The sequence below is a fragment of the Acidovorax sp. M14 genome (assembly GCF_049331375.1).
GTDB lineage: Bacteria > Pseudomonadota > Gammaproteobacteria > Burkholderiales > Burkholderiaceae_C > Acidovorax.
This window is the reverse complement of sequence record NZ_CP186263.1, coordinates 3,456,087-3,477,722: the sequence shown is the minus strand read 5'-3', so window position 1 is coordinate 3,477,722 and position 21,636 is coordinate 3,456,087. Positions and strand designations below refer to the sequence as shown.

Genomic DNA, 21,636 nt, shown 5'->3' with positions numbered 1-21,636 from the left:
AGGTTGGGGCTTTCTGTGGGAGCCTCTGGCGGTGTGCCAGCTGGCGGTGTGCTGCAGCACAGGTCCCCGTGGCCGAAGGCAGCTGGTGTGCCCCCAAGAAACCGCCCCAAAGAACATGCGATGCGGCGCTGCCGCACGTCAAAGGAGCTGGGGAGCCTATGCATGAATCATCGCACCGCGTGCATCTGCGGTCTCGGGCGGTCTGCTGCGTTGCAAATGCTCGCAATAGCCCCGCTATTGCTGTGCTTTGCGCCTTGCAACCCATCCCGATCCGCAGCGCACACGCCGCGTCATTCATGCAGAGGCTCCCTGGCCCCCAAAGCCTTGGATTTTAGTGCACCGGGGCCTGCTTGGCTTCTGAAAGGTGCCGCCCCTGACGCAGATCAGATGGCGCTGCCCTGCAGCACCACGTCCGACGTGGGGTAGGCCACGCAGGGCAGCACGCAGCCTTCTTCCTTTTCTTCGGCCGTGAGGCCTGGCCATTCGATGGCGTAGCGCACGGTGCCTTCGACCAGCTGGCCCAGGCAGGTGCGGCAGGTGCCATTGCGGCAGGAGCTGGGCCAGTCGATGCCGCCTTGCTCCATAGACAGCAGCAGCGGCTGCTCGGGCCAGGCGTCGCACTGGGTGCCGTCGGGCTCGACCTTGGCGATGAAGAAAGGGGCGGCGGTGGGTGTCGTCATGGGCGTGTCACTTCAGGGTTGGTGGGCGGCGTGGGTCCACACCAGCAGCAGGTTGTTGGCGGGCATGGCGTGCCGCGCGGCCAGTTGCAGGCCGGCGTGGGCAGCCACGGCCGTTACGTTTTCGATGCGGCGAATGCCCCAGGCGGCGTCTTGCGCACGCAGGCTGGCGTCAAAGGCCAGGTTGCCCGGTGCGGTGGGCACGCCGTCTTCGAGGTAGGGGCCATATGTGACCAGGCGGCCGCCCGGTGCCAGGTGCCGCGCTGCGCCCTGCATCAGCCCGGTGCAGCAGGCCCAGGGGGCGATGTGCAGCATGTTGGCGCAGTAGACCAGGTCAAACGATGCGGCGCCGAATGCCGGGCCCTCGCTGGGCCAGCGGTCGTGCAGCACGTCCAGCCGCCGTGGCGCCTGCACGTTGCGGGCACCGGCCTGCGCGGCCCAGCCGGTGATGGAGCCAAAGTGGGTGTCCTGCAAGTCGGTGGGCTGCCAGGTCCAGCCGGGCAGGGCGGCTGCAAAGTGGGCCGCATGCTGGCCGGTGCCGCTGGCGATCTCCAGCGCAGTGCCGGTGGGGGGCAGCAACGCCAGCAACTGGGCGAGGATGGACCCCTGGTTGCGCTCGGCGGCGGGGCTATGCTGAAGGGGCGGGGTGGACACGAGGATATGGAGTGTTTTGGGCCGCTAGCGCTAGTGGATCATGCGCTGGCAGCTATGAAATAAAGAGCGGTCAACAAAGAACCGCCGTGGACTGTACCGCAGACGCCTTACCACCGTAGCTGCCTGTTTTTTCAGCGGCACAAGAAGTTTCCTTGTAAATCAATGACTTAAAACTGTCATACAAGGCTTGTTCACAGTTATCCACAAGATTGTCCAGTGCAGACAGGGATAACCAGGGGTTTTGGAGCCTTCCACGGGGCGGTGGATACGGTCCACCCACAGCGGGTTGTGAGTGCCTATTTTTTGAGCGACACAAGGATATGCCTTGTAAATCAAGCACTTAAACCTGTCATACAAGGCTTATCCAAGGTTATCCACACCATTGTCCAGTGCCTGTTGGGATAACCCGCGCCATGATTTTGTGAATTGCCTAAAAATGAGGCAATGCAGTGCATTCCCTTGCAAATCAAGCACTTGGCGTTGTCATACAGGACTTGCCAAAACTTATCCACATGATTGTCCAGCGCGCGCAGGGATAACCTGCTGAGCGTGCTGGCAGGCCGTTTCAGGCCGTGACCTTCACGCCCTTCCAGAACGCGACGCGGCCCTTGATCTCGGCGGCCTCGGGCTTGGGGTCGGCGTAGAACCAGGCGGCGTCGGTGTTCATCTCGCCGTTGACCAGCAGCGACAGGTAGCTGGCCTGGCCTTTCCAGGCGCACGTGGTCTTGTGGTTGCTGAAGGTGAAGTACTCGCGGTGCAGCGCGCTTTCGGGAAAGTAGTGGTTGCCTTCCACCACCACCGTGTCATCGCTTTCGGCAAGCACTACACCGTTCCAGATGGCTTTCATGGGAGATCCTTGGGTCAAAGTGGCCGGTAGCGCTAGTACTGTGTGCGCTAGCAGCTATCAAAAAATGAGTGAGGGAGGGATGCGCCAGCCCCTCTTGGAGGCCTGCGCAGCTGCCCATTATTCCCAATGTGCCGCGTTACCGCGCGCCATGTTCTGGCTCTGGAAGGGGGTTGGTGCGGTATCCAGTCGCCTGCGCAACGCGCACGGGCCCCGCAGTGGCTTACAGTGCAGCGCGCGGCATGCACACCTGCGGTGGGGTGCCAGGGGTTTTTGCGTTCCACATTCATCGACCAAGACAACAGGAGAACCTTCACCATGGGTATTGATTTCCAAGGCCGCGTGGCCATCGTGACGGGCGCAGGCGGTGGCCTGGGCCGCCAGCATGCATTGGCGCTGGCCCAGCGCGGCGCCAAGGTGCTGGTCAATGACCTGGGCGGCGCGGTGGACGGCAGCGGTGGCACGGTGACGGCCGCGCAGGCCGTGGTCGACGAGATCCGCGCCGCAGGCGGCGAGGCGCTGGCCAATGGCGCGTCGGTCACCGACTTTGCGGCCGTCGAGGCCATGGTGCAGCAGGCCATCGACGCCTGGGGCCGGGTGGACATTCTGGTCAACAACGCCGGCATCCTGCGCGACAAGTCGTTCGCCAAGATGGACATGGCCGACTTCCGTCTGGTGGTGGACGTGCACCTGATGGGCGCTGCCAACTGCTGCAAGGCCGTGTGGCCGCACATGGTGGCCCAGCAGTACGGCCGCATCGTCATGACGACATCCTCCACCGGCCTGTACGGCAACTTTGGCCAGGCCAACTACGGCGCAGCCAAGCTGGCCCAGGTGGGGCTGATGCAGACCCTGGCCATCGAAGGCGCCAAGTACAACATCCACGTGAACGCCCTGGCCCCCACCGCCGCCACGCGCATGACCGAGGGCCTGATGCCCCAGGAGGTGCTGGACGCCCTGAAGCCCGAGGCCGTGGTGCCCGCCATGCTCGTGCTGGCGCACGAAAGCGCGCCTTCGCGCACCATTTTGTGTGCCGGTGCGGGCACGTTTGAAGCGGCCCATATCACCCTCACACAGGGCATCCACCTGGGGATTGGCGCCGATGTGCCCGAGCAACTGGCGGCCCGCCTGGCCGAGGTGACCGAGCGCGCGGGCGAGCAAGTACCACAAAGTGGCGCAGCGCAAGGAACCAACGAGGTTGGACGCGCTTTGGCCGCAAGGGCTTGACACCCCCGTGGGCGGGCCAGCGCTCAACGTGCTAAGTTCCGGGCCGACAGAAGTTGGATCGGTATAAACATATGAGCAAACTGCACGAGAGACTGGCCGCCTACCCGGCGGACGCCCTGGGGGGGATTCGCCGCGGCATTGAAAAGGAAGGGCTGCGCGTGCTGCCCACCGGCGGCCTGGCCCTCACACCCCACCCGCTGGCGCTGGGCTCGGCCCTCACACATCCCCTGATCACCACGGACTACAGCGAGTCGCAGCTGGAGCTGATCACCGGCGCCCACAAGGGCGTGCAGCAGTGCCTGGATGAGCTGACCGAGGTGCACCAGTTCGTGCACCACACCCTGAAGGACAGCGGCGGCGAGCTGCTGTGGGCCTCCAGCATGCCCTGCGGCCTGCCCACGGACGAGACCATTCCCATCGGCCGCTACGGCAGCTCCAATGTGGGCCGCGCCAAGAGCGTGTACCGCATGGGCCTGGGCCACCGCTATGGCCGCCGCATGCAGACCATCTCGGGCATTCACTACAACTGGTCGCTGCCGGGTGTGAACAGCGAACAGTATTTCGCGCTCATCCGCAACTTCCGCCGCCACGCGTTCGTGCTGCTGTACCTGTTCGGCGCATCGCCCGCGCTGTGCCCCTGTTTTGTGGAAGGGCGCGAACACCGCCTGCAGCCCATGGAGGGTGGCAGCGCGCTGTACCTGCCCCACGCCACCTCGCTGCGCATGGGCCGCCTGGGCTACCAGAGCGACGCACAGGCCACGCTGGCCGTGAGCTACAACGGCCTGACGGGCTATGCCAACTCGCTGCACGAGGCGCTGACCAAGCCGTACCCGGCCTACGAGGCCGTGGGCATCCGCAACCCGGGCGGCGACTACAACCAGCTGGGCACCAGCCTGCTGCAGATCGAAAACGAGTTCTACGGCACCATCCGCCCCAAGCGCACGGTGCGCACGGGCGAGCGCCCGCTGCACGCGCTGCGCGAACGCGGGGTCGAATACGTCGAAGTGCGCCTGATGGACCTGGACCCGTTCGTCCCCGTGGGCATCACCGCGCCCACCATGCGCCTGCTGGATGTGTTCTTGCTGCACTGCCTGCTGTCCGACAGCCCGCCCGATACGCCCGCCGAGATTGCCGAACTCAAGCAGAACCAGCACCTCACCGCAGAGCGCGGCCGCGAGCCCGGTCTGCGCCTATCCCGCAACGGCCAGAGCGTGCTGCTCACCGAATGGGGTGCCGAGGTGCTGGCGGCGTGCGAGCCGTTGGCCGCCGCGCTTGATGCCACCCATGGCACCGACGACTACAGCACCGCGCTGCGCGATGCCCGCACCTTGATGGCGGCGCCTGAGTGCACACCGTCAGCCCGCGTGCTGGACAGCATCGTGCAAAGCCACCAGCACAGCTTTGAAGCCTTTGCGCGCCAGCAGTCCATGGCCGCCCGCGACGCGCTGCTGTCGCTGCCCTGGACGGCCGAGCAGCAGGCGCGCTACGTGGCGATGGCCGATGAGTCGATCGCTGCACAAAAGGCCATCGAGGCTGCCGACACGCTGCCGTTTGAGGAATGGCGCGAGCAGTACATGGCGGTGGAGCAGCTGGGCTGAAGGCGCGATCAGGGGCAGGTCAAATTGATCTGCTATTGAATTAGTAGCTGCTCAGGCATATTGCACTGGCGCTACCAGCCCAAAACGCCTCAAAGTCAGTCCTGCAGCTGCAGCAAGGCCTCTTGCCGCCAGTATTCGGCGGCGCTCAGAAACCCTTCCCACACGCAGCCGTTGCAGCCGCGCCCGCAGCAGGTCGTGGGCTCGGGCGGCGGGTTGCGCAGTGTGATGCCAAGAGCGGCCGCGCGCTGCTGCAGTACCGCGAACATGGCTTGCGCCGTGGCGCCGTCCACCGCCGGGACCGGGGCTGTCTCCTCAGGCAAGGTCACGGCTGGCGGCGCCCTGCTTTGGCGCGGCGCAGGCCGTACTGCACGCCAAACGCAATGCCCAGCACCAGCGCAAACCAGCCCACCAGCGCCACCTGGCCCATGAGGTCGCGCACACTGGTGGAGCGGGCCACATAGGGCGCCAGCAAGATGACCAGGCCGATGAGGGCCAAGGTCACGCCCTTGAACAGCAGCTCTTTGTCGGCCTTGGTGGCCTTGGGCGTGCGCGAGGTGTCGAGAGGGGCTGGCATGCAGATAAAAACGCCGTGGCGTGGGCAGAAGGAAGACCGCGATTATCCTTGCCACCCTCGGACACCTCAGAACAACGTAGAAAGTACCCCGCATGGCCATCCAGTGGTTCCCCGGTCACATGCACCTGACCCGCAAAGCCATCACCGAACGCATCAAGGACATTGACGTGGTGATCGAGGTGCTGGACGCGCGCCTGCCCGGCTCCAGCGCCAACCCGCTGCTGGCCGAGATCACGGGCCACAAGCCCACGCTCAAGGTGCTCAACAAGCAGGACGTGGCCGACCCCGAGCGCACGGCGCTGTGGGTGGACTGGTACAACGCCCAGAGCGACACGCGTGCGTTGCCGCTGGATGCATCCGACCCCGCCCCGACGCGCAAGCTGATCGACGCCTGCCACCTGCTGGCGCCCAACCGGGGCGGCATGGCCAAGCCCATGCGCGTGCTGATCTGCGGTGTGCCCAACGTGGGCAAGTCCACGCTGATCAACACGCTGAGCAACAAGCGCCAGGCCAAGACCGGTGACGAGGCGGGCATCACCAAGCTGGAGCAGCGCATCACCCTGGCCGACGACTTCTACCTGTGGGACACGCCGGGCATGCTGTGGCCGCGCATCGTGGTGCCCGAGACCGGCTACAACCTGGCCGCCAGCGGCGCCGTGGGCCGCAATGCGTATGACGAAGAGCTGGTGGCGCTGGAGCTGCTGCGCCGCTTGCAGAAGCACTACGCCCCCTTGCTGGAGGCGCGCTACAAGCTGGGCCTGCCTGCGGGTGCGGTGGCCGAGATGCACGACGAAGAACTGCTCGAAGCCATTGGCCGCAAACGCGGTGCCATGCTGGGCGGCGGGCGCGTCAATCTGCAAAAGGCGGCCGAGATTGTGATGACCGATTTCCGCAGCGCCATCCTGGGCCGCGTCACGCTGGAGACCCCGGCCGAGTTCGAGGCCTGGCGCGCTGCCGGCATGGCCGAGGACGCCAAGCGCCAGGCCAAGAAGGACGCGCGCGCCAAGGCCAAGGGCAAAGGCTCTGGCGTGCGTGAGCCCGCGCCGGACAGCGACGCGGACTGAGTGACCCGGCCTGCGCCTGCGGGCCAGCAGGCGCTGTCGACCATCTAGTGCCTACGCTGGCGACGGTGCCGGGGGCGCAATGTATAGATGCGGATGGGATGCCGACGGGATGCCGACGGGCGGGCGCTGCAGCCTCGCCAGCGGCATTTTGTTCATAGGCGTTTTCTATGCCTGCGGTTACGATGGTTTCCTCCCCGCAATTCCCGTCGCCATGGCCGAAGCTCCCGCTGTTCCGCTGCCAGACCACGAAGACGCCACAACGCGCCACCTGGTGCGTGTGGCGGGCTGGTCCGTGATGTTGCTGGGTTTTGTCATCGGCCTGCTGCTGCTCTGGGACCAGCCCGTGCAGCCGATGCGCGTGGCGCTCAACTTTGTTGCGGGCTGCATTGGCGGCACCGCACTGCTGCTGGCGCGCTGGCGGCGGTGGACGCTGGCCACCCATCTGCTGGTGTGGGGCGTGTGGGTGTCGGTGTCGCTGGTGGCGGCGCGCAATGGCGGCGTCAATGGCCCCAATCTGCTGAACTACCCCGTGATCGTTGTGCTGGCCGGATGGCTGCTGGGCGTGCGTGCCACGCTGACGCTGGTGGTACTCACGGCCCTGCTGTTCCTGGGCTTCATCTGGGCGGACATGCAGGGCCTGCTCAAGCCGGTGCAGGTGGCCAACCGCGTGGCGGGTGCGGTGTACCTTGCGGGCATTCTGGTGCTGACCGCCGCCGCCACGCTGCTGTCGCGCCGCAACTACATGAGCCGGGTGCGCGAGGCCCAGCAGACCGCAGCCAATCTGGCAGCCAGCGAGGCGTCGCTGCGCAAGCTGCTGCGGGCCGTGGAGCAAAGCCCCGAGGCCATCGTCATCACCGATCTGCGCGAGGACATCGAGTACGTGAACGAGGCCTTTGTGCGCCGCACCGGCTACGCGCGCGACGAGGTGGTGGGCCAGGCCTCGGCCCACTACTCCAGCAACGGCCTGGCGCCCGCGCAGCGCGAGGGCCTGCGCACCACGCTGGCACGCGGGGACAGCTGGGCAGGGGAGCAGGTCAACTACCGCAAGGACGGGCAACCACTGATCGAGTCCGTGGTGGTGGCACCCATCCGCCAGACCGATGGCCGCGTGAGCCACTTTGTGGAACTCAAGCAGGACATTACCGAGCGCAAGCGCGCCGCCGACGAGATCCACCGCCTGGCCCATTTCGACAGCCTCACCAGCCTGCCCAACCGGTCCACGCTGATGGAGCGCCTTCATGCGCTGCGTGGGCGCCCCGGCCGTGTGTTGTCCACCCAGCATGCCCTGCTGCTGCTGGACCTGGACCGGTTCACCACCTTCAACGATGCGCGTGGCAGCGAAATGGGCGACCGCCTGCTGTGCGCCGTGGCGCTGCGCCTGTCCGAGATCCTGCCCCCGCAGGATCTGCTGGTGCGGGTGGCGGGCGACGAGTTTGCCGTGGTGCTGCATGGTCTGGGGGCCGACGCCTCGCTGGCCGGCCGCCATGCGCTGGCCTTTGCCGAAAAGCTGCAGACCGCCTTGTTGCGCCCCCTGCGGCTGGAGGGCGACGCGCAGGACGCCCAACTGGGCGCCAGCATCGGCATCACCCTGTACCCCCAAACCTCGGACGATGGGGCGCACGACGCACTGCGGCGCGCGGGCACCGCCTTGCACCGGGCCAAGCAGGCCGGCGGCGGCCAGGCGGCCTTTTTTGAACAGGGCATGGGCGAGGCGGCCGAGCAGCGGTTTCGGGTGGAGCGCGAGCTGCGCCACGCCATTGGCGCGGGCGAGTTGCGCCTGCACCTGCAGTCGCAGGTCGATGTGTCGGGGCAGGTCACAGGGGCCGAAGTGCTGGTGCGCTGGCAACATCCGCGCGACGGGCTGGTGGCTCCGGGCGTGTTCATCCCGGTGGCCGAAGAGTCTGACCTCATCGTCAGCCTGGGCGAGTGGGTGCTGGCCCATGCCTGTGCGCTGCTGGCGCAGCCGGTGTTCCGCGAGCGGCGTTTGCGGCTGTCGGTCAACCTCAGCGCGCGGCAGTTCCGGCAGGCGGGTTTTGTGGGGCAATTGCGGGCCGTGCTGGCCGCCACGGGGGCCGACCCTCGGCTGCTCACGCTGGAGGTGACAGAGGGATTGGTGATCGACGACTTTGACGACGCGGTGGCCAAGATGCGCGCGCTGGCTGCGCTGGGCGTGGACATGTCGCTGGACGACTTTGGCACCGGCTATTCATCGCTGGCCTACCTCAAGCGCCTGCCGATCCAGGAGATCAAGATCGACCGGTCGTTTGTGCACGAGGCCCCCACCAATGCCGACGACGGCGTGCTGGTCGAGGGCATCCTGTCGGTGGCCCGGCACTTTGGCCTGCGCGTGGTGGCCGAGGGGGTGGAGACCCAGGCCCAGGCCGACTTCCTGCGCCAGCGTGCGCCGGACATCGTGTACCAGGGCTACCTGTTTGGCCGGCCCGAGCCCGATGTGCAGTGGCTGGAGCGGCTGACCCAGCCTGCGTGAACGAGGGGAGCGGTGCGCGCCGGGTGCAGCGTTGTTGATATGGAGTTTTAAGAAAAATTAGCTGCAGGCGCTTGTTGAATATGCGCCTGCAGCTATTGATTTGATAGCGCTTCGCCTTTTGGGGCGGCAGCGCACTGTGTTGGCTTACCTGTTTTTGTCTTTGCCCTTGGGCATGACAGTGGTCACGGGCGGCATGGGCCGGTCTGATGCGCTGTGTTCCTTGGGTGGCGAGGTGTCCTTTTTGGGTTTCTTCGCCATCTTGTTGCTGCGCTGTTCGCCTTTGGCCATGGGGCCTCCTTGAAAGGTCTCGGGATGGGACCGTACAAGCATGGTACGTCACAACGTGCGTCGTTGGTGGTCACAACGCGGCTACATTCCCGCGCCCTAGCTGGCCTGCGGCGCCGCCGCACCGCTGCGCGCCCGCAGGGCCAGCCGCTGGTCGTGCGCCAATGCCAGTGCGTTCAGCACAGCAAGACCCATACCCAGCGCGCAGGTGGCGCCCCAGCCGCCCCACAGCCAGGCCACCGACCCCATGGCCGAGCCCGTGGCGGCACCCACAAAGTAGCTGGTCATGTACACCGCGTTCAGCCGCGCGCGGGCCGTGGGGTCCAGCCGGTAGATCACGTTCTGGTTGCTGATGTGCACGCCCTGCAGCGCCAGGTCGGCCACCAGCATGCCCACCACAAACCACGCCAGGCTGCTCGCGCCCAGCCACAACGCCACCCAGCCCAGCAGCAACAAGCCCACCGACAGGGCCGTGGCCACCTGTGCCTGCCCCCGGTCTGCCATGCGCCCCGCCACACTGGCCATCAGCGCACCCGCCACGCCCGCCAGCCCCACCAGCCCGATGCCTGCATCACTCAGGCGGTGCGCAGGTCCCGCCAGCAGCAGCGCCATGGTGGAGAACAACACACTCACCGATGCAAACGACAGCGCACCCAGCAAGGCCCGGCTGCGCAACCTGGGGTGTCGCAGCGCCAGCGTGCCCAGCGACCGCAAGACCTGGCCATAGCTCTGCGTCTGTGCCGAGGCGGCATTGCGCGACACCGGCATCACCCACCACAGCGCCAGCGCCACCGCCACCATGGCAACGCCCGCCACGCGGTACACCAGCGTCCAGCCACCCACCTCCGACAGCAGCCCCGCCACGCTGCGCGCCGCCAGAATGCCGGTGAGCAGCCCGCTCATCACCAGCCCCACCGCCCGGCCGCTGCGCCCTGGTGCCGCCAGGGTGGCCGCCAGCGGCACCAGCACCTGCGCCGCCACCGAGAACAGACCGGTGAGCAGCGTGCCCAGCGCCAGCATGGCATAGCTGTGAGCGAAACCGCTGGTGAACAGCCCGAGTGCCGCCAGCAGCATCAGCGTGACGATGAGCCGCCGCCGCTCCAGCAGGTCACCCAGCGGCACCAACAGCAGCAGCCCCGCTGCATACGCCACCTGCGCCAGGGTCACGATGAGCGCTGCCGATGCATCGCGCACCTGCAGCTGCGTGGCAATGGAATGCAACAGCGGCTGGTTGAAGTAGTTGCTGCCCGCACACAGGCCGCAGGCCACGGCCATGAGCAAGAGCACGGGGGGCCTGAGGCCTGGCGCGCCAGGGGGCTGTGCGTTTTGGGATGGGTGGGCGGTAGAGAGGGGGGCTGGAGAGGACGAGGTCATGGAGAGTGCTGGTGCGTATCGCGGACACATGCAACGCCCATGCCATGAGTCGTGAGGCACGCGCTTCGATGGTGACCGGCTTCTCGTTTGGCGCATTCCAACAGACTTTTCCTCCCAGCGGGGTGCCCGGAGGGACTTAGGCTATGCGCTTGCATATGGCAGGATGCCTACCGCAAGTGTTCGAGTCCTGCGGCCTTGGCATACAGATCGCTACCCCCACTTTCGCGACAGCAGCGGATGCCGAAGTACTGGACAACGAGGGGCGGACTTGGGCGGGATGCTGTGTTCCAGCGCTTTCACGGTGCCGGTCGATGCGTGTTGGTTGCAAGGCTGAATGAGGGGCGGGTTTGGGCTCTTAAGAGCCGGTCATACTTTCGGAACCATCATCCGGTTTGAGACGCTTGCGGTTATCTGTCCTCCCTCGTCTGACGCTTACTCCCGACTATGAGAGGTCGAATGTGCTCAGGAATCCAGCTGCCACCGACAAGACAAAGCAAAATCTGAATGTGTTGTTCTCGCATTCTTTGTAACTTCATTGCCGCGAGCTTCACCGGCCAATACGCATGACACACCTGTCACTTTCGCCCGCTCTAAGAGGTGGTCTGCTGGCGCTGCTGGCGGCCGCCCTGTTTGGTCTGAGCACTCCGTTTGTCCAGTTGTGGGGCCGGGGTCTCGGCCCGTTCACTACGGCTGGGCTTCTCTATGGCGGCGCGGGCCTGGTGGCCTTGTTCATTCGCCGCCCCAGAGAGCGGGAAGCGCAATTGCAGCGTGGTGATGCCGGTCGTCTGCTGGCCATGGCAGTGTTCGGCGCCGTCATTGGACCCGTTGCCCTGGTATGGGGCCTGCAGCGCACCAGCGGAACGTCCGCCTCCCTGATGCTCACCCTGGAGGCCTTCTTCACAGCGTTGCTCGCCTGGAGGCTGTACGGTGAAACGGTGGACAGGCGTGTGCTACTTGCCATGGCTTCTCTCATGGCCGGTGGGATGGTCCTCACGCTGGACCAGGGCCTGCAGGGCAACGTGCAACTGCTCGGGTTGGCCGCTGTCATGGTGGCAACAGCCGCATGGGGCGTGGACAACACCTTGTCGCGCGGCGTGGCTGACCGTGACCCTGGACAGGTAGTGCTCGCGAAATCAAGCCTGGGTGTCGTTGCTACTGTCCTTCTTGCTGGGCTGCTTGCGGAGCCTATGCCAAATCTATTGGCGGCTGGCGTGCTGCTGGGCATTGGCGCGACTGGCTACGGTCTGAGCCTGCGCTTTTATCTGCTCGCTCAGCGCACCTTCGGCGCGGCACGCACGGGCTCAGTGTTTGCGTTCGCTCCGTTCATTGGCGCACTGGGTGCTTTTGGGCTTGGAGAGCGCGCAGCCTCGGTGCTGCTGGTCCTCGGAGGGGCACTGATGCTGGCCGGGGTGGTCTTGCATCTGATTGAGTCGCACGACCACGAGCACACCCATGAGGTCCTTGAGCATGAGCACGCGCATACACACGGTGACGGTCATCATGACCACAGCCATGAGCCCATGCCACAAGGGGCTCACAGTCACTTGCACACGCACACGGCGCTGGTACACAAGCACCCGCATGTGCCTGATTTGCACCACGGGCATATGCACTGAAGCCAAGGGGCTTCGCTGGCAAATGCCTATTTGTTGGCAAATAGTACGGACTGCATGTCCGCAGACAGCCTTAAGCCATCGCCTGGAAGCTCGGAGCGGCTGAACGCTTCTGGCCGTCAACAGCCTTCATCCACCTACCACCGCACCGGCCCTGCCTCGTCCGTCCAGAATATCCAACGCCGCGTCTCCACGTACGGCGACGTGCCGATGGAATAGGGGTCCATGCCCGTCTCGCGGCGCTCCAGCCGTACCAGGTAGCCGCCGTAGCTGGCCGCCCACAGCGTTGCGCCATCCGGCGATACGTCGATGGCGCTGATCGTGCTGCCGATGTGGTGGCGCCACAGGGCTTGACCTTCGTCGCTGTAGGCGTGGAGGTAGCCGTCGGCGTCGCCCAGGATCACCAGGCCGGGCAAGGTGGCGGACGCGTACACGCGGCAATGTTCGTCCAGTGGCGGGGTGTCTTCATCCGTGTCCGCCGCCTCTTGCGATGCAACGCCGATCGGAATCGAGCGCGTAGCGCCCCAGTACAGGTGACACGAATTGGCAAACAGGCGTGTGCCGTCGTGCGAGAACACGGCGTGGTGTGGGTAGGACGACAGGGGCTCATGTTCAGCCACCAAAGCGCCGTGCGTATCCAGCACGATGTGTGGGCTGTCCTGGTCGCCCACCGCGATATGGCGCTCGTCGGTTGACAGGGCCATGTGCAGCATGTCCAGCGCCAGCACCGTGACGGTCTCTCCTTCGACCTCTTCGTCCATCTGGTTCTTGGGCCAGGTGTAGGGGCCGTCTTCGTCAAACGTCTGTGGGTGCACGCGTTGAATGGTGCTCTCAGCGCCTGGCGCCGTGTAGGTCAGCAAATAGACTCCCGTGGGGTTGCGCAGTAGTACGCGCAGACCATCGTTGAACGGGATGATGTCATCGCAGCGCTGACCCAGCGGGCCGGCCGACACCTGCACCTGCGGCGGCAGGCCTTCGTTGCCGCGCGGCAGTGTGAACCGCGCAATCACCGGGCCATTCCATCCCCGGTGGGTGGTGATGTGCCGGCCGTCGCTTTGGGCAAAACACTGTCGATTGGGCGAGCGGCCCACGCCACGGATGCTGGGCAGCAGTGCGTGCTCGGTGCCTTGCAGTACCGCCCAGTGAGCGTCGTCGTCATGGGCAGCGCCGATGCGTGCGATCACGCGGTCATCCTCCAGCAGCCATACGGGGCCGATGAATTGCCCGGCTTTGGCCGCGCGTTTCACATACGCGTCCGGGGCAAAGGCAAAGCGCTGGCGAAAGCGCGTGGCAAGCTCTTCGTCGGCCCAGCGGCTCACCACGCGTGCCAGTTGCAGCACGGTGGGCGCGTCGGCCGTGCGCGGGTCTTCGGGCAGAGGGTCTTCGTCCTCTGCGTGTTCTTCGTCTCCCCCAAGGGCTGCGGAGGCGTCGGCAGGGGCGGCAGTGTCAGCAGTATTGGCATCGCGGGCCAGCTGGCTCGCGCGGATGGCCGCCACGTAGGCTTGCCCATCGGCCTGCCACTGCTCCGACAGGGTCATGAGTTCGACGGGAAACACGGCCGCATCGGGCAGGTCGGGCGGCAAGGGTGGGGTGGCCAGCAGTTGCACGGCAGCTTCGATGCGGCGGGCCTCGGCCTGCTGGGCCTGCGCCTCTTCGTGCCGTGCGCGGATACGGGCCTGCACCACGCCGTGAAAGCGCAGCAGGCGGGCAATGTGGTCGGCGGCGCAACGGGGCAGGGGGGCGCGGCTGTCGCTCTGGCGCTGGGTGTAGCTGAACTCGACCGCAGCTGGCCCTTCGCGCGCCTCGTCCACATCGATCTGGTAGGCGCTGTGGGCGTTGTCTTCGTCGTCGCCTGGTGCATCGTCACCGTTGCGCCAGCTGTACTTGAGCGCGCGGCCCCAGGGTTCGCCATCGTGCATGCAGGGCTGGCGCGCACCCACCCAGACCTCGCCCTCCCAGTAGCCGTTGCGGTCGCTGTCCCACCAGTCGTTGTACTGTTCGGTGAACACGGGCAGGCTGGTGAAGACCTCGATGTGCTCAGCCGTCATCGTGGCTTGCAGGCGCTGGTAGAGGGGGTACCGCGCGCGGTGCTGGCCCACGGCCTTGCGCACATAGTCCAGCACCCCGCGCCAGGCGTGTTCGCAGGCCTTCCAGGCGTCGGGGGTGTGGCCGGGCTCGGCGGGGGGCACCAGCACCTGCCAGTCGCCAGGCTCGCCCTGCGTGTAGCGGCGGTACAGCAGCGTGCGCTGGGCGACCGTGGGGGCCGCGTGGCGCCACAGCTTGGTGGCCACGCGCTCCAGCCAGTTGCGCGGCGCGGGCACCTGCTCCACCGACAGGTAGAAGTCCCAGGTCTTCCAGACGGTGATGAACACGTTGTCGTCGCGCGTGTCGCCCTCGTCGTCCACATGCCGCTGGCAGAGCGAAAAATCGGTCTGCTGAAACCAGCCGTAGGCCTTGTGCTCCTTGTGCGCAATCACCGGCGTGCGCACCACGGTCAGGATGTTGTCGATGCTGATGGCGTCGCCGGCGCACAGGTCGTGGGCCACGGGCTGGTCGGCGTGGATGTCGGCGCTGCTGCGCACCGCGCTCTGGCCTGCCCGCACAGCGGCAAGCAGCTGGCGGCGGTTGATCATGGCGGCCAGGCCGTCTTCGCCAGCATCCACGCCCTCGTGGAACTCGGGGGCGAACACGGCGCCCACGATCTCGGTCGAGAACTCTGCACGGTTGGGCACACCGCGCACCTCGTCCAGCAAAAACTCCACCTGTTCGGGGCCTGCGATGTCCACGTGGTACTCGTCGGTGAACAGCGCCACCCGGGCCTGCAGCCCCCCGCGCACACGCAGCTCGCCATGGTTGTAGTGGCCCCACAGCAGCTCGTTCACCTGCAGCGCGTCCTGCACGTACACCAGCTGTCCGCCCACCACGGCGTTATGCAGATGTGCGTTGCCGGTGACGATGAGGTGGGTGGTTCCGTCGGTGTCCGCGCTGGTCAAAGCGCCGTCGATGCGCAGGTCTCCGTCCACCAGGATCAAAAACGGTGCACGGGGCACCGAGGCATCACCGGGGCCGTCTGGAACGTCATGCAACCACTGGCGCAGCGGGCTACCTGGGGCCAGGGGGGCGTCGAGGTGCAGCGCAGGCCAGTGTGCATCGCCCGTGATCCACAAGGTGGTTTCGTCCGCCAGGGCGTCGGGTTCTTCCGCCAGGCGCTGGGCAATCCAGCAGTCGGCAGGGAGGCGGTGGGCCACGTCGGCCAGCGGGCAAAGTCGGACAGTGGTCATGGGGCGGGGCGCGGAAGGGGCGGGAGAAGGGCACGTGAGGGGCTCAACCGGCGGGCATCGTACACCGCACCCTGCGGCGATCCGGCTTTGCGCCGACAATGATGTGTCATCTTATTAATTCACCGCCATGACGCAGAACCCCCCCGTTTTTGAAGTCCTCCCCCGCGACCTCTCGGCCTACCGCCAGGGCAATGTGGGCATTGACTATGTGCACCGCTTCGAGTCGGGCAAGCCTGGCCCGCATGTGCTCATCAACGCCCTCACGCACGGCAACGAAATCTGCGGCATGGTGGCCGCCACGCATCTGCTGGACACGGGCGTGCGCCCCCTCATCGGCACGCTGACCATCAGCTTTGCCAACGTCGCGGCTTACGAATCGTTTGACCAGAGCCGCCCGTTCGAGAGCCGCCAGCTGGTGCACAACCTCAACCGCATCTGGTCGGCGGCCGAGCTGGACGGCACGGCGGACAGCCCCGAGCTGCAGCGCGCCCGCGTCCTGCGCCCGGTGGTGGCTGCGGCTGATCACATCCTCGACATCCACTCCACCAGCCAGGACGTGCAACCTTTCTGGGTATACCCGGCCTATGCGCGCAACGCGGAGGCGGCGCTGGCCATCGGCCGCCCGCCGGTGCATCTGGTGATGCCCAGCGGCCTGGGCTCGGGCACGCCGCTCATCCAGCACGGCCGTCACGGGCAGGCCGAAGGGGGCGGTGTGGCGGTGGTGGTGGAATGCGGCCAGCACTTCCGCCAGTCGGCGGCTGACTTGGCCACGGCCGTGGCGCTGGACTTCCTGGCGCACTTCGGCCTCATCGCGCCGGTGGCTGATCGGCCCGCACCCGCCGAGCAGCGCCGCTACGAGCTGCTGGAGACCTGCATGGTGCGCACTACCGACTTCCGCTTCACGCGGCCCGTGCAAGGGTTTGAAGTGTTTGCCAAGGGGGACCTCATCGCCACAGACGGCCCGCACGAGATCCGCGCGCTGTGCGACGACTGCACCATCCTCATGCCCACCCGCGAGCCCATCGTGGGCCGCGAGGCGGTGTACCTCACGCGGCCGATCTGACCCGGCTGGTACGACGCCAGACATGCGGGCGCGTCGCCCGACGGTCTGGCTGCAACCGCCTGACGTTGTTCAGGGCGGAACCACCGCCTGTGTGCGCTCCTGGCGCACGAGGTACAGCCCGCTGCCGATGATGATGGCGCCGCCCAGCAGCGTGCTGTAGCCAGGCACCGTCTGCCACAGCACCCAGTCCAGCCCCATGCCCCAGGCCAGGGCCGTGTATTCAAACGGGGCCACCACCGAGGCCTGCCCGTGGCGAAACGCCTCGGTGATCGCCAGCTGCCCCGCAAACCCGGTCACGGCCAGCCCTGCCACCAGCGGCCAGTGGGCCTGCGCCACGCTCACCCACTGGGGCCACGCCAGCGCGCCGGCGCCCAGCGCCAGCAGCGTAGTGGTCCAGAACACCAGGCTGGCGCTGGAATCGGTACGGGTGAGCATGCGCCCCGTGATGGCCGATACCGCATAGCAGGTGGCTGCTGCCAGCACCGCCAGTGCGCCCAGGGTAAAGAACGCCTCCTGGTTGGGCCGCAGGGCCACCAGCACCCCCACCATGCCCAGCACAATGGCCACCCAGTGAGCGGGGCGCACCTTTTCGCGCAGCACCACGGTGGACAGCGCGGTGATGAGCAAAGGGGCAATGAAGAACAGCGTATAGGCCTCGGCCAGCGCCAGTTCGCGGATGGCAAACGCAAACAGCGCCAGCATGGCCACGTTGAGCCCGCCGCGCAGCAGGTGCAGCGGCCAGCGCACCTTCAGCAGCCGGGGCACTTCGCCACGCCACAGCGCGTACAGCGCCACCAGCGGCAGCGCCGCCCAGCCTCGCAGCGCCGCAACCTGCATGGCGGGGTAGTGGGCGCTGAGTGTCTTGAGCAGCGCATCCATCAGCGAGAAGAAGCCCACGGCCGCCACCATGGCGAGGATGCCGCGCAGATTGCCCGCGGGCATCGCCAAGCCTGCAGAGGCGCTCGGCCGCGCCTCAGACATTGTGTGGCCCTGTGGCTGCGTGCGCGCCAGCGAGGCCTCGCTGGCGGTCATGGGGGGCAGGAGCCTGCGCAGAGAAGAAAAGGCGCGGGAAAAAGCGCGGCAATGGCGGGCTGGGCAAAGGCATGGGAAGGTGGGCTCCGCAGGACTGGCGCTTGGAGAGGCCAGACCATGGCGGGGCATGTGCGGCAAGGCCAAAAAGTGTAGCGCAGGCACGCCGCGCCGCTTCGCTGAGTTTTGTCAGCCGCGCTTACCCTAATGATGGGGTGGGCGCGGGCGTGTTGGCCGGGGCGGTATCGCTGCTGCCTCCGCCGTCCGCTGTGGCGAGGATGGCGTCGAGCAGTGCCAGCGCCTGCACAAAGTCGAAACCATCGATGGCCTGGGCCAGCGCCTGGGCGCGGTCCGGGTAATGCTGCAGCATGGCGGGGTGCAGCCCGGCGTAGGCTGCGCTGGCATCGAGGTCGTCGCTGGCCAGCAAGGGCCGCAGTGCCCGCAAGCCTGCTCGCAGATGGTCGGCATCGGCTGCAGGGGCCACGCTGGTCGGCTCTGCGGCAGCATCCAATACGAAGTGCAGGGATTGCACCAGTTGTTGTAGTCGCACATCCAGGTCTTGAAGCGCGTGTTGGGTGTCGGCATCCACACCCCCTTGCGGTGTGGCTTGCACCCTGGCCTCGGCTTGCTGCGCGGCCACCTGCAAGCCGGTAAGGCCGGCAGTGCCCGCCAGGCCCTTGAGCGTGTGCAGGATGCGCTGCGTTTCAGCCAGGTCACCGCTTTGCCAGGCCTGCAACGCCTTTTGCGCGTCGTGGGGGTGTTCCACCACCATGCGTTGCAGCAGACGCACCAGCGCCGCAAAGTTGTTGCCCAGCGACCGCAGTCCCTGCTCCAGCTGAAAGCCTGCCACGCCCTGGAGTTGGGCCCGCATCTGTGCTTCGTTCTGCAGCGTGGGGGTCGATGTTGCAACGCTGGGCGTTGGGGTTGCGCCCGTGGCGTCCACGGCATGGGGCAGCAGGCGCGCCAGCACGCGCGCCAGTTGTGCCGGGTCCACAGGCTTGGGCAGGTGGTCGTTCATGCCAGCGGCCAGCGCGGCGGCGCGGTCTTCGGCGAAGGCGTTGGCCGTCATGGCCACGATAGGCGTCTGCGCATGGCCTGGCAGCGCGCGGATCTGGCGCGTGGCCTGCAGGCCGTCCAGGTGGGGCATCTGGATGTCCATCAGGATCAGGTCGTAGTGACGTTCGCGCGCGCGCTCCACCGCAATCGCCCCGTCGCCCGCCATATCCACGGCAAAGCCCAGTTGGCGCAACAGCTCACCCGCCACCTCCTGGTTCAGCGTGTTGTCTTCGGCCAGCAGCAATTGCAGCCCCGGGGTGAAACGGACGGGCGCATCGGCGGCCAACGCGGGTGCAGCGGCCTCTGGCAGTTGCGCATGGTTCCACACGCGCACCAGCACGTCTTCGAGTGCGGTGGGCAGTACGGGTTTGGGCAGGAAGGCCGCAAACGGACCGGCATCCACCTCGTCGGCAGGGCAGCTCAGGCTGCCGCTGACCAGAATGCAGGCGGGGCGGTGTTGGAGCGGCAAGGCGCAGATCTGTTGCCAGGTCTGGGTGCCATTCAGGCCCGGCATCAGCCAGTCGGTGAGCACCAGCTCGTAGGGGTCGCAGAGTTCGTCAGCCTGTGCCACCGCTTGCACGGCCTGCGCGCCGGACGACACCGCGTCGGCCCGCGCTCCCAGGTGGGTGAGCATGTCGGCCAGCAGCTCACGGGCTTCTTCCATGTCGTCCACCACCAGGACGCGGGTGCTGGGGGGCAGGGCCTGCACATGCTGCGGTGCGGCAGCCTGGGAGCTGATGCCAAAGGGCGCCTCAAACCAGAAGGTGCTGCCCTTACCGGGCTCGCTGCGCACACCCACTTGCCCGTCCATCAGGTCGGCCAGGCGGCGCGAGATGGCCAGCCCCAGGCCGGTACCGCCGTGGGTGCGAGTGGTGGAAACATCGGCCTGCTGAAACGCCAGGAACAGCTTGCCCTGTTGCTCGGGGCTCAGCCCGATGCCGGTGTCGCGCACCTCAAAGCGCAGGCGCACCTGGTTGGCTTCGCGGTGGGTGACAAACGCGTGCAAAGACACGCTGCCGCGTTCGGTGAACTTGACTGCGTTACCCATGAAGTTGGTCAGGATCTGACCCAGCCGCATGCCGTCCCCATGCAGGATGGGGGGCACACCTGCAAGTTCGGCCATCACCTCCAGGCCCTTGGCCTCGGCCTTGTCGCCGGTAATGGTGAACACGTTGCTCACCACCTTCTCCAGCTCGAAATCGGTCGGGTCCAGGGCCATCCTGCCCGCCTCGATCTTGGAGAAATCCAGGATGTCGTTGATGACGGCCAGCAGGTGCATGGCAGCGCCCGACACCTTGTCGAGTTGCTGGCGCTGGTGCGGGTTGGTGGTGTCGCGGCGGATCAGGTGGGTCAGCCCGATGATCGCGTTCATGGGCGTGCGGATCTCGTGGCTCATGTTGGCCAGGAAGGCGCTCTTGGCCTGGTTGGCCTCGTCGGCCATGGCCTTGGCGCTGCGCAGCTGGGCATTGGTGTGCTGCAGTTCCAGCGTCTGCTGTGCGAGGGCTTGGCTGGTCTTTTCGAGATCGAGCGTGCGCTCGGCCACCAGTTGTTCCAGCTCGTCGCGGTAGCGGGCCAGTTCCCGCTCGGACTGCTTGCGGCTGGTGATGTCCACCCAGATGCCGGTCATACAGTCGCGGTCATGCAGGTGAAGGGGGCGCATCGAAACCCAGAAGTCGCGGACGCTGCCGGCCTTGTCACGCCGCTGGGTCTCGAAGTCCAGGCCGCCCTGGGCCTGAATGCGCTGGAGCTTTTCATCGACCTTGCTTCTGTCCGGGTCCAGTTGCAGGTCGTAGAGGTTCATCAACGAAAACTCTTCGCGCGTGTAGCCCAGCGATTCGTAGGTGGCATCGTTGAAGCTCACGAACTGCAGGGTCTGCATGTCCAGCACCACGATGCCGATGGGCGCCTGGCTGATGATGTTGGCGTGCAGTTCCTCCCGGTCGTGCAGCTCTGCCAGGGCCAGACGGCGTTCGTCCTGTGTTTTCTGAAAGGCCAGCACCGCATTGGCCATGTCCCCAATGAGCGTGCCTTCGCGTGCGGCCATGGCCTTGATGCGGGAAAAGGTCTTGTAGTCGCTCAAGCCGCTTTCGCCGCGCGACAGCTTTTGCAGGATGGTGTTGAGCCGGTCCAGCTGGCGGGATGTGGACCGCGACAGCACAAACCACAGGGCCAGAAACACCAGCGCGGCCAGCGTGCTGTAGAGGCGCATGCGGCGATCGAAATCCTGCAGCTGGTTGCGCGTGCTGGCAGCGTTCTCTATGGCGTGGTCCATGAAGGTTTTGGCAATGTCGCCCATGCGCAGTGCGAACACACCGTAGTACGCCGTGGCGCTGATCAGGTGCTCGCCTGCCGCTGACTGGTCGATGGCCATCTGGTCCGAACTCATCAGCGCAAACTGGCGAAACTCTTGAAAGGCTCTGAGCGCAGCGGGGTAGTGGGTGCTGACATGCGAGAAGTCGTGGGCTGTGGTCAGCCCCGTCAGGTCCTTTTCGAGCGCGGCCATTTCGTCCACGATGAGCCCGTGGAGCTGGTAGGCCTTGGCTTCGTCCACCTCGCGGTATTTGGAGACAGTCAGGGTCTGTGTCAGCCGCAGCTTGATCTCCAGCAGTTTTCGGCTGATGGCCTCCGCCTTGGCGGCCACCTGGATGTCTTCCTCCTGGCTTTGCAGTGCTTTGCGCTGCACGGTTTGGGTGTGCTGCTGCACTGCGTAGTCAAACCCCATGCCCACCAGAACGGCCAGCACCACTGGCAGAAAGAAACGCAGAAAAAACCGTTGGCGTTTGAGCAGGAGGAGCATGGGCGAGGGGTG

General features: G+C 66.3%; 16 protein-coding genes. 6 read left to right on the top strand and 10 right to left on the bottom strand.

What is annotated here, in order from left to right; all coding sequences use genetic code 11:
- Positions 1-383: 383 nt before the first annotated feature.
- The 3 genes from ACOYR4_RS16295 to ACOYR4_RS16285 all read right to left on the bottom strand — a co-directional run bounded on the left by ACOYR4_RS16295 (position 384) and on the right by ACOYR4_RS16285 (position 2,178).
- The gene (locus ACOYR4_RS16295; RefSeq protein ID WP_056064834.1) at positions 384-680 is read right to left on the bottom strand and encodes a 2Fe-2S iron-sulfur cluster-binding protein; all 297 of its coding nucleotides are present in this window, start codon (positions 678-680) and stop codon (positions 384-386) included.
- A 12-nt stretch (positions 681-692) separates the two neighbouring features.
- Positions 693-1,331, bottom strand: coding sequence for a DUF938 domain-containing protein (locus ACOYR4_RS16290; RefSeq protein WP_422847321.1), 639 nt, complete (start codon positions 1,329-1,331; stop codon positions 693-695).
- Positions 1,332-1,896: 565 nt separating this feature from the next.
- Positions 1,897-2,178 carry a DUF427 domain-containing protein gene (locus ACOYR4_RS16285; protein WP_015015027.1) on the bottom strand — a complete coding sequence of 94 codons (282 nt, stop codon included), beginning with the start codon at positions 2,176-2,178 and terminating at the stop codon, positions 1,897-1,899.
- A gap of 315 nt (positions 2,179-2,493) precedes the next feature.
- Between ACOYR4_RS16285 and ACOYR4_RS16280 the strand changes: the two genes are divergently transcribed.
- Together ACOYR4_RS16280 and gshA are read left to right on the top strand one after the other, a co-directional pair.
- The gene (locus ACOYR4_RS16280; RefSeq protein ID WP_015015026.1) at positions 2,494-3,402 is read left to right on the top strand and encodes an SDR family oxidoreductase; all 909 of its coding nucleotides are present in this window, start codon (positions 2,494-2,496) and stop codon (positions 3,400-3,402) included.
- A 71-nt stretch (positions 3,403-3,473) separates the two neighbouring features.
- The gene (gene gshA, locus ACOYR4_RS16275; protein ID WP_422847320.1) at positions 3,474-5,000 is read left to right on the top strand and encodes a glutamate--cysteine ligase; all 1,527 of its coding nucleotides are present in this window, start codon (positions 3,474-3,476) and stop codon (positions 4,998-5,000) included.
- 95 nt (positions 5,001-5,095) lie between these two features.
- Here the strand turns inward: gshA and ACOYR4_RS16270 are convergent, their stop codons facing one another.
- Together ACOYR4_RS16270 and ACOYR4_RS16265 are read right to left on the bottom strand one after the other, a co-directional pair.
- The gene (locus ACOYR4_RS16270) at positions 5,096-5,326 is read right to left on the bottom strand and encodes an oxidoreductase-like domain-containing protein (protein ID WP_369750460.1); all 231 of its coding nucleotides are present in this window, start codon (positions 5,324-5,326) and stop codon (positions 5,096-5,098) included.
- The gene (locus ACOYR4_RS16265) at positions 5,323-5,574 is read right to left on the bottom strand and encodes a hypothetical protein (RefSeq protein WP_110961006.1); all 252 of its coding nucleotides are present in this window, start codon (positions 5,572-5,574) and stop codon (positions 5,323-5,325) included. The genes ACOYR4_RS16270 and ACOYR4_RS16265 overlap by 4 nt, the downstream gene beginning before the upstream one ends.
- Before the next feature lie 92 nt (positions 5,575-5,666).
- On the opposite strand from ACOYR4_RS16265, the gene ylqF reads away from it, so the two are divergent.
- Both ylqF and ACOYR4_RS16255 read left to right on the top strand, forming a co-directional pair.
- Entirely contained in the window at positions 5,667-6,638 is a 972-nt protein-coding gene (ylqF, locus tag ACOYR4_RS16260) for a ribosome biogenesis GTPase YlqF (RefSeq protein WP_422847319.1), read from the top strand.
- Positions 6,639-6,849: 211 nt separating this feature from the next.
- Positions 6,850-9,126: a putative bifunctional diguanylate cyclase/phosphodiesterase gene (locus ACOYR4_RS16255; protein WP_209819902.1), complete on the top strand. Its 2,277-nt coding sequence runs from the start codon at positions 6,850-6,852 to the stop codon at positions 9,124-9,126.
- Between the two features lie 144 nt (positions 9,127-9,270).
- On the opposite strand, the gene ACOYR4_RS16250 is transcribed toward ACOYR4_RS16255, so the two are convergent.
- Together ACOYR4_RS16250 and ACOYR4_RS16245 are read right to left on the bottom strand one after the other, a co-directional pair.
- Complete coding sequence (locus ACOYR4_RS16250) at positions 9,271-9,414, bottom strand: hypothetical protein (protein ID WP_309825294.1); 144 nt, start codon at positions 9,412-9,414, stop codon at positions 9,271-9,273.
- 96 nt (positions 9,415-9,510) lie between these two features.
- The gene (locus ACOYR4_RS16245) at positions 9,511-10,785 is read right to left on the bottom strand and encodes an MFS transporter (protein WP_422847318.1); all 1,275 of its coding nucleotides are present in this window, start codon (positions 10,783-10,785) and stop codon (positions 9,511-9,513) included.
- A 563-nt stretch (positions 10,786-11,348) separates the two neighbouring features.
- On the opposite strand from ACOYR4_RS16245, the gene ACOYR4_RS16240 reads away from it, so the two are divergent.
- A complete protein-coding gene (locus ACOYR4_RS16240; protein WP_422847317.1) occupies positions 11,349-12,401 on the top strand; it encodes a DMT family transporter in 1,053 nt (350 codons plus the stop codon).
- Between the two features lie 134 nt (positions 12,402-12,535).
- On the opposite strand, the gene ACOYR4_RS16235 is transcribed toward ACOYR4_RS16240, so the two are convergent.
- On the bottom strand, positions 12,536-15,679 hold the full coding sequence (locus tag ACOYR4_RS16235; RefSeq protein WP_422847316.1) for a WD40 repeat domain-containing protein: 3,144 nt from the start codon (positions 15,677-15,679) through the stop codon (positions 12,536-12,538).
- A 127-nt stretch (positions 15,680-15,806) separates the two neighbouring features.
- Here ACOYR4_RS16235 and ACOYR4_RS16230 point away from each other — a divergent pair, with 127 nt between their 5' ends.
- The gene (locus ACOYR4_RS16230) at positions 15,807-16,742 is read left to right on the top strand and encodes a succinylglutamate desuccinylase (protein WP_422847315.1); all 936 of its coding nucleotides are present in this window, start codon (positions 15,807-15,809) and stop codon (positions 16,740-16,742) included.
- Positions 16,743-16,811: 69 nt separating this feature from the next.
- On the opposite strand, the gene ACOYR4_RS16225 is transcribed toward ACOYR4_RS16230, so the two are convergent.
- Entirely contained in the window at positions 16,812-17,684 is an 873-nt protein-coding gene (locus ACOYR4_RS16225; protein WP_422849678.1) for a DMT family transporter, read from the bottom strand.
- Between the two features lie 286 nt (positions 17,685-17,970).
- Positions 17,971-21,624, bottom strand: coding sequence for a response regulator (locus ACOYR4_RS16220; RefSeq protein WP_422847314.1), 3,654 nt, complete (start codon positions 21,622-21,624; stop codon positions 17,971-17,973).
- Between the last annotated feature and the right edge of the window lie 12 nt (positions 21,625-21,636).

What these genes read in the sequence shown, in the direction of transcription:
- gshA (WP_422847320.1), top strand. Translation starts at nt 3,474, where the DNA reads ATGAGCAAACTGCACGAGAGACTGGCCGCCTACCCGGCGGACGCCCTG.
- ACOYR4_RS16250 (WP_309825294.1), bottom strand. Translation starts at nt 9,414, where the DNA reads ATGGCCAAAGGCGAACAGCGCAGCAACAAGATGGCGAAGAAACCCAAA.
- ACOYR4_RS16280 (WP_015015026.1), top strand. Translation starts at nt 2,494, where the DNA reads ATGGGTATTGATTTCCAAGGCCGCGTGGCCATCGTGACGGGCGCAGGC.
- ACOYR4_RS16230 (WP_422847315.1), top strand. Translation starts at nt 15,807, where the DNA reads ATGACGCAGAACCCCCCCGTTTTTGAAGTCCTCCCCCGCGACCTCTCG.
- ACOYR4_RS16255 (WP_209819902.1), top strand. Translation starts at nt 6,850, where the DNA reads ATGGCCGAAGCTCCCGCTGTTCCGCTGCCAGACCACGAAGACGCCACA.
- ACOYR4_RS16220 (WP_422847314.1), bottom strand. Translation starts at nt 21,624, where the DNA reads ATGCTCCTCCTGCTCAAACGCCAACGGTTTTTTCTGCGTTTCTTTCTG.
- ACOYR4_RS16285 (WP_015015027.1), bottom strand. Translation starts at nt 2,178, where the DNA reads ATGAAAGCCATCTGGAACGGTGTAGTGCTTGCCGAAAGCGATGACACG.
- ACOYR4_RS16235 (WP_422847316.1), bottom strand. Translation starts at nt 15,679, where the DNA reads ATGACCACTGTCCGACTTTGCCCGCTGGCCGACGTGGCCCACCGCCTC.
- ACOYR4_RS16240 (WP_422847317.1), top strand. Translation starts at nt 11,349, where the DNA reads ATGACACACCTGTCACTTTCGCCCGCTCTAAGAGGTGGTCTGCTGGCG.
- ACOYR4_RS16245 (WP_422847318.1), bottom strand. Translation starts at nt 10,785, where the DNA reads ATGACCTCGTCCTCTCCAGCCCCCCTCTCTACCGCCCACCCATCCCAA.
- ACOYR4_RS16265 (WP_110961006.1), bottom strand. Translation starts at nt 5,574, where the DNA reads ATGCCAGCCCCTCTCGACACCTCGCGCACGCCCAAGGCCACCAAGGCC.
- ACOYR4_RS16225 (WP_422849678.1), bottom strand. Translation starts at nt 17,684, where the DNA reads ATGCCCGCGGGCAATCTGCGCGGCATCCTCGCCATGGTGGCGGCCGTG.
- ylqF (WP_422847319.1), top strand. Translation starts at nt 5,667, where the DNA reads ATGGCCATCCAGTGGTTCCCCGGTCACATGCACCTGACCCGCAAAGCC.
- ACOYR4_RS16295 (WP_056064834.1), bottom strand. Translation starts at nt 680, where the DNA reads ATGACGACACCCACCGCCGCCCCTTTCTTCATCGCCAAGGTCGAGCCC.